The sequence below is a fragment of the Acetobacter fabarum genome, from assembly GCF_011516925.1.
Lineage (GTDB): Bacteria > Pseudomonadota > Alphaproteobacteria > Acetobacterales > Acetobacteraceae > Acetobacter > Acetobacter fabarum.
In genome coordinates this window covers 1-5,319 of record NZ_WOTG01000034.1, presented here as the reverse complement: position 1 = coordinate 5,319, position 5,319 = coordinate 1, and the positions used below count along the sequence as shown (strand labels likewise).

Below are 5,319 nucleotides of genomic sequence, written 5' to 3'. Positions count from 1 at the left end.
CAAGCTGCTTGAGCTGCTCAACAGACAGGTTGCGCAGGTCCGCAGGAACCCGAACACGATCCAGCGCAGGAAAACGGCCAAAAGTGGGAATCGGTGACGCGGCGTTCTGGTCGGCCATGATCTCAGTTTCTCCGTTCGATCACGTAGTAGGCAAGATCTCGCAGCCGGTCGGCCTGTGCGCCAAAGGGTGCGAGTTCGGCAATCGCGGCTTCGGTTACGCGTGCAGCCTCGTTTCTTGCGCCATCAATCCCAAGGAGTGCCACAAACGTGGACTTGCCGGAGGCTTCATCTTTACCTGCGGTTTTACCCAGTTCTTCGGCTGTGGCTGTGGCATCCAGCACATCATCCGCTATCTGGAATGCTGCGCCGATATTGGCACCATATGCCCTAAGGCGCTTGCGCAGATCAGCCGAAGCCTGCCCCAGAATGGCACCGGCCTCAGCCGAGTAACGGATAAGGCAGCCAGTTTTAAGCGCATGCAGGTGGCGGACTTCGTCCAACGGCAGGGCGCGCCCTTCACCTTCCATATCAATCATCTGCCCGCCGACCATGCCAGCGGCACCGGAGGCCTCCGCAAAGCTCTGGATCAGGTCGATGCGCACATCTGCACTTGCATGCGTGTGGGCTGCGGCAAGAATTTCGAACGCTCTGGTCTGCAGGGCATCCCCAGCCAGAATGGCCGTTGCCTCGTCAAACTTGCGATGCGTGGAGGGCTGACCGCGGCGCATGTCATCATCATCCATGGCGGGCAGATCATCATGCACCAAGGAATAGGCGTGCAGCATCTCAACGGAAGCTGCCACTCTGGCGGACTGGCTCTCCGGCACGCCGAACAGGCTGGCGGCTGTAACCGCCAGATAGCCGCGCAGACGCTTGCCGCCACCTAAAGTGGCGTAGCGCATGGCGTCTATCAGCCGCGCATCACCCCCCTTTGTAGGCGGAAGCAGAGCGTCGATCGTGCTTTCTATCACGCTCGCACGTGTGCTCATGTCCTGTTTGAGGAGCGCAGCATCAGTTGCGCGAATGATTGTGGTTTGTGTCGGCTCAGTCATCGACATCTCAGTCCATCGGTTTCATGTCCAACGACCCGTCGGACCGTTGCACGATCGCCTGCACGCGGGCTTCAGCTTCACTTAGCTTGGCCTCACAATGCTGCCGCAGGGCCGCACCGCGCTCATATGCCTTAATGGCATCTTCCAGCTTCATCTGGCCGCCTTCCAAGCCGCGCACAATTTTTTCCAGTTCGGAAAGCGCTTCTTCAAAAGACAGCGAAGTGATGTTGTCCGGCATCGTGCGGGCGTCCCTATCCTTCATGAAGGGCAGCCAATAGCGCGAGTAGGGGCCTTCTGCCAAGCCTTGCTTGTCAATGACTGGTGGAATTTCAGCTATGACTGAAAATTATCAGCTTTGCGCACGCCGTTTGATCGTAAAGGCGAAAACTCCGTTTTCATCTGCAAAAGAGACAAGGGCATGCCCAGTCTCCCTGCAGAACACCTGAAAATCGGATACTGACGCCCGGTCAGTCGCCAAAACCCGCAGGCGCGCCCCTTCGGGCAAGTCACGAAGAACACGGTTGGCTTTGAGGACGGGCAGGGGGCAACTCAACCCCCTGACATCAAGGACAGTCTCACTCATGATCACACTTCACACCGTAGATTCAGGGGCACCCCAATCGAACATGCTGCCTGCATGCCATGCGGCATGTTCAGTCCTTGAGCCTGTGCGGCCTGAAACCCGTTGCCACAACATAGAGTTCCGCCGAATCCTTACGGCTGGCGGGGGGCTTGGCGTGGCGCACAAGAGAGAACGCCTGCTTCAAGGTGTCCAGCATGGCTTTTTCAGACCCACCCTGAAACACCTTAGCCACAAAACCGCCACCTTCGGCCAGAATTTCAAATGCAAAATGCAAGGCTTCTTCTGTCAGACCAATAATGCGGATGTGATCAGTCGGCCCATGCCCGGTCGTATTGGGCGCCATGTCCGAGACAACAAGATCCGCCTTGCCACCCAGCATGGTTGTTAGAGTGGAGGCCATGTCGGGGTCGGTAAAATCCCCTTCTATGATTTCAGCACCGGGCACAGGGTCAACCGGCAGCAAGTCAACCCCCACCACCTGAGCCGCGCCACGCTTGACCAGCACCTGTGTCCACCCCCCAGGGGCGGCCCCCAGATCCACCACGCGCATGCCCGGGCGGATCAGGCGAAACTTGTCATCCAGCTCAATCAGCTTGAACGCGGCTCGGGAGCGCCACCCCTGCTTGTGAGCGGCCTGCACATATGGGTCATTCAGTTGGCGGGCCAGCCATTTCTGCTGGGCTGTCGTCCGCCCCCGCGCGGTCCTGAGGGACACTGTTTGTGTACGCATCCGCTGCGGGGCATCGGAATCATCCTTTGCCAGCTTACTACCGGGGGTTGCGCTGCTTTTACGCGCGCGCCCTGGAACGCGCAGTGTGGAAGAGTGCCCGGACGAACGGGGTTTCTTGTCGCTCATAAACCTGTTGCCTGAATCAAATTCTGTGTGGAGTGAGCCTGCTTGGCATGATGGGACCGCGCAGAGCGGCGTGACATGGGGGAGGCTTTACGCAGCATGCGAAGAATCATGCCATCTCGTAACCCACGATCCGCAACAATAATATCCTGCATTGGCCATATATCGTGAATAGCTTCAAAAATAGCACAGCCGGGCAGGACAAAGGGAGCGCGGTCAGGGCCAATACACGGATGGCTCTCAATATTGCTCAACCCCATGCCCTGCAGCTTGCGCATGGCAAGCCGTGCGCTGCTGGCAGGCAGCAATGACCCGTCAACCGCAGCCCGGGCATAGCGCGGGAGATTAAGAATAAGACTGGCAAGGGTTGTGACCGTGCCACTTGTGCCGATCAGCCGCACCTGATTACGGCGGATCTCTGAACGGATACGGTGAACTGCTTCAAAATCATTCAGGAATGAGCGGGTATGGTCCACCATGGCACGGTAACGCTCTGGCGTTAGATCTTCCATCGACCCAAACTGCTCCGACAGGGTGACCACGCCCACAGGCAGGCTAAGGTAGCCGATCAGGGATTCCGTTTGCTGAGCAGTATCGCTACGGATCCACGCCACTTCTGTAGAACCACCGCCAATATCAAAAAGTAGCGCCCGGTTTCGAGGTGAGCCGAAACGGGGATTATGAATAAGGTTTGCGCAACTTTCGACCGCCAGAGTAGCTTCTTCCCGGCCGGATATAATATGAATGTCAAACCCGGCAACAGCCTGAGCACGCTCAATAAAATCCTGCCCATTTACCGCACGGCGGCAGGCCTCTGTTGCGACCGCCTGAAACATGCCCACGTTCCGCCGCGCCAGTCGGTCTGCACAAATTTGCAGCGCTTCAACCGTGCGCCCCATGGCGTCCTCGCTCAGGCGACCTGTATGATGCAGGCCTTCCCCCAGCCGTACAGTGCGGGTGAAGCTGTCCACCACCCGGAACCCCCCGGCGGTTTGCGCTGCAATCATCAGGCGGCAATTATTAGTGCCCAGATCAAGAGCGCCAAACAGATCCGGATCCCCGCTCATACCCCGCGAAGGGGGGAAAAGCCTGTTGACCGAGGGGCCGGTCCAGGGAAGAGGGTGATCCATCTGTCCGGTCCTTGGTTGTTAGGGTTGCGCTGAATCTTCTCTTATTCTGGGGACCACGACGCCTGGGGACAAGATAAATATGCGCCCAAAACAAAATTCTTTTGTTGGATGGGGTTGCAAGCCCAATATGACGGTGCTAGTAGAGCGTCACCGGCAAGGAAGTGGTGTTTTACACTTCTAAAGCGTCGTCCTGCTGGGGGATAGTTTAGCGGTAGAACTACCGGCTCTGACCCGGTCAGCCCTGGTTCGAATCCAGGTCCCCCAGCCATTCGTCCGCGTAACCCATTGAAATCATTGGCTAAAATCTTCCCCTAATCGAGGGTCGATTGGAGAACTTCTCCAAAGACTTCTCCAATCGGGCTGAAGTTTGATGCTCACAAGGGTTCAGGGAGCGTGGCATTTTCGTCGCGCTGTTCCTCTCATGGTCCGTCCGTTCATTGGAAAACAGGAAATCTGGTTTTCCATGAGAACCACCAGTCGGGTCACGGCCACCGCTCGGGCTGGCATGGTCTATGGAATGGTTGAACAGATTTTTCAGGACTGTCGGGATATGTCAGAAACAGAGGAATACATCCGCACTCTTGAGGATGCCCTCACCACATCGGATGGAATTATCTCGGGTCAAGACGACTTAATCACCATCCTGAAGCGTCAGCATGAACTCAGGCGTGTAACCGACGCTCTTACCCATTATTCCGAGTTTTCCGCGTTCATTCAGACGCAAGCAGAGAAATTGCGCGACATTGGTCGTCGGATTGAAGACCTGAATCACAAGGCCATTCTCAATCAGGGACGGCTTGCTGAAGCCCGTAACACAAGGAACGAACTGACAGAAGCCATCAAGCAGATTGCGAGCATGGCAACGGGCATGATGACGATGGCAAATCAGGCCCAGTCTATTCCTCCCTCCCCGTCCGTTCCCGTGGATGAAACTCCAAAGTTTTCGGAAATTATGGAATCCTACGCGGAGTCCAAGAGCAAGGAACTCAAGAACGAGAGAGACAGCAGGGTCATGAAGGTGACTCTTGCTCAGTTTCTGGAGATTGTCGGAGACAAACCACTTGCCAGCTATAAAGGCAAAGATGCCCATTTATTCATTGAGACCATGAGGCGTCTTCCCAATAATTATGGCAAGAATTCAATCACTCCTGTTCCCGTTCTTGATTCCATTACTTCGGCTGATTTTCAGGAGAAACACGCGGGTAAAGACATTCCCCGTCTCAGTGATGCAACAGTAGAAAAGCGCGTCACCTTTCTGAGAAGCCTGTGGGATTACATGCTCCCCATCGGTCATGTGGAGAAAAACATCTGGAAAGGCTTCAAGTTCAAGTCGGAAAAAGTTCGGGCCGTTGAAGATTGGTCGGAAGAAAATCTCACCAGACTGATGAGTTATCCATGGACCACCCGCACCTTCTCCCGAACAACTTACGCCTTTGTGACAGCGATTGCCGCTTATTCAGGAATGAGACAGAGCGAAATCTGTCACCTGAGATGTGAGGATTTTGTCCACACGGATGATGGCTGGATGATTTACATTCAGGAACATCCTCCCGTCATGGTTAACGGTAAAGAAGTGAAGTTCTCTCCCAAATGGAGGGTTCGAAAAACTCCATGGTTTTGAGTGCGTATCTGTGATTCCATACCTCCTGTGGTGATTGGGTGGATGAATGAATAATGAAACAGCCTGGTTTCTTTGATGTT

The 5,319-nt window shown here is 55.4% G+C and carries 6 protein-coding genes and 1 tRNA gene; 2 read left to right on the top strand and 5 right to left on the bottom strand.

Annotated features, from left to right (window positions below):
- Positions 1-122: 122 nt before the first annotated feature.
- The 5 genes from GOB83_RS14390 to GOB83_RS14370 all read right to left on the bottom strand — a co-directional run bounded on the left by GOB83_RS14390 (position 123) and on the right by GOB83_RS14370 (position 3,618).
- Positions 123-1,058 carry a polyprenyl synthetase family protein gene (locus GOB83_RS14390; protein WP_165926593.1) on the bottom strand — a complete coding sequence of 312 codons (936 nt, stop codon included), beginning with the start codon at positions 1,056-1,058 and terminating at the stop codon, positions 123-125.
- A gap of 1 nt (position 1,059) precedes the next feature.
- Complete coding sequence (locus GOB83_RS14385; protein WP_172793731.1) at positions 1,060-1,314, bottom strand: exodeoxyribonuclease VII small subunit; 255 nt, start codon at positions 1,312-1,314, stop codon at positions 1,060-1,062.
- Between the two features lie 87 nt (positions 1,315-1,401).
- A complete protein-coding gene (locus GOB83_RS14380) occupies positions 1,402-1,635 on the bottom strand; it encodes a sulfurtransferase TusA family protein (protein WP_165926592.1) in 234 nt (77 codons plus the stop codon).
- A gap of 70 nt (positions 1,636-1,705) precedes the next feature.
- A complete protein-coding gene (locus GOB83_RS14375; protein ID WP_086646038.1) occupies positions 1,706-2,491 on the bottom strand; it encodes an RlmE family RNA methyltransferase in 786 nt (261 codons plus the stop codon).
- Positions 2,488-3,618 carry a Ppx/GppA phosphatase family protein gene (locus GOB83_RS14370; RefSeq protein WP_165926591.1) on the bottom strand — a complete coding sequence of 377 codons (1,131 nt, stop codon included), beginning with the start codon at positions 3,616-3,618 and terminating at the stop codon, positions 2,488-2,490. The genes GOB83_RS14375 and GOB83_RS14370 overlap by 4 nt, the downstream gene beginning before the upstream one ends.
- Positions 3,619-3,812: 194 nt before the next feature.
- Here GOB83_RS14370 and GOB83_RS14365 point away from each other — a divergent pair.
- Both GOB83_RS14365 and GOB83_RS14360 read left to right on the top strand, forming a co-directional pair.
- Positions 3,813-3,886 (top strand) — tRNA-Gln (locus GOB83_RS14365).
- 102 nt (positions 3,887-3,988) lie between these two features.
- Positions 3,989-5,239: a DUF6538 domain-containing protein gene (locus GOB83_RS14360; RefSeq protein ID WP_308445981.1), complete on the top strand. Its 1,251-nt coding sequence runs from the start codon at positions 3,989-3,991 to the stop codon at positions 5,237-5,239.
- Positions 5,240-5,319: the final 80 nt, after the last annotated feature.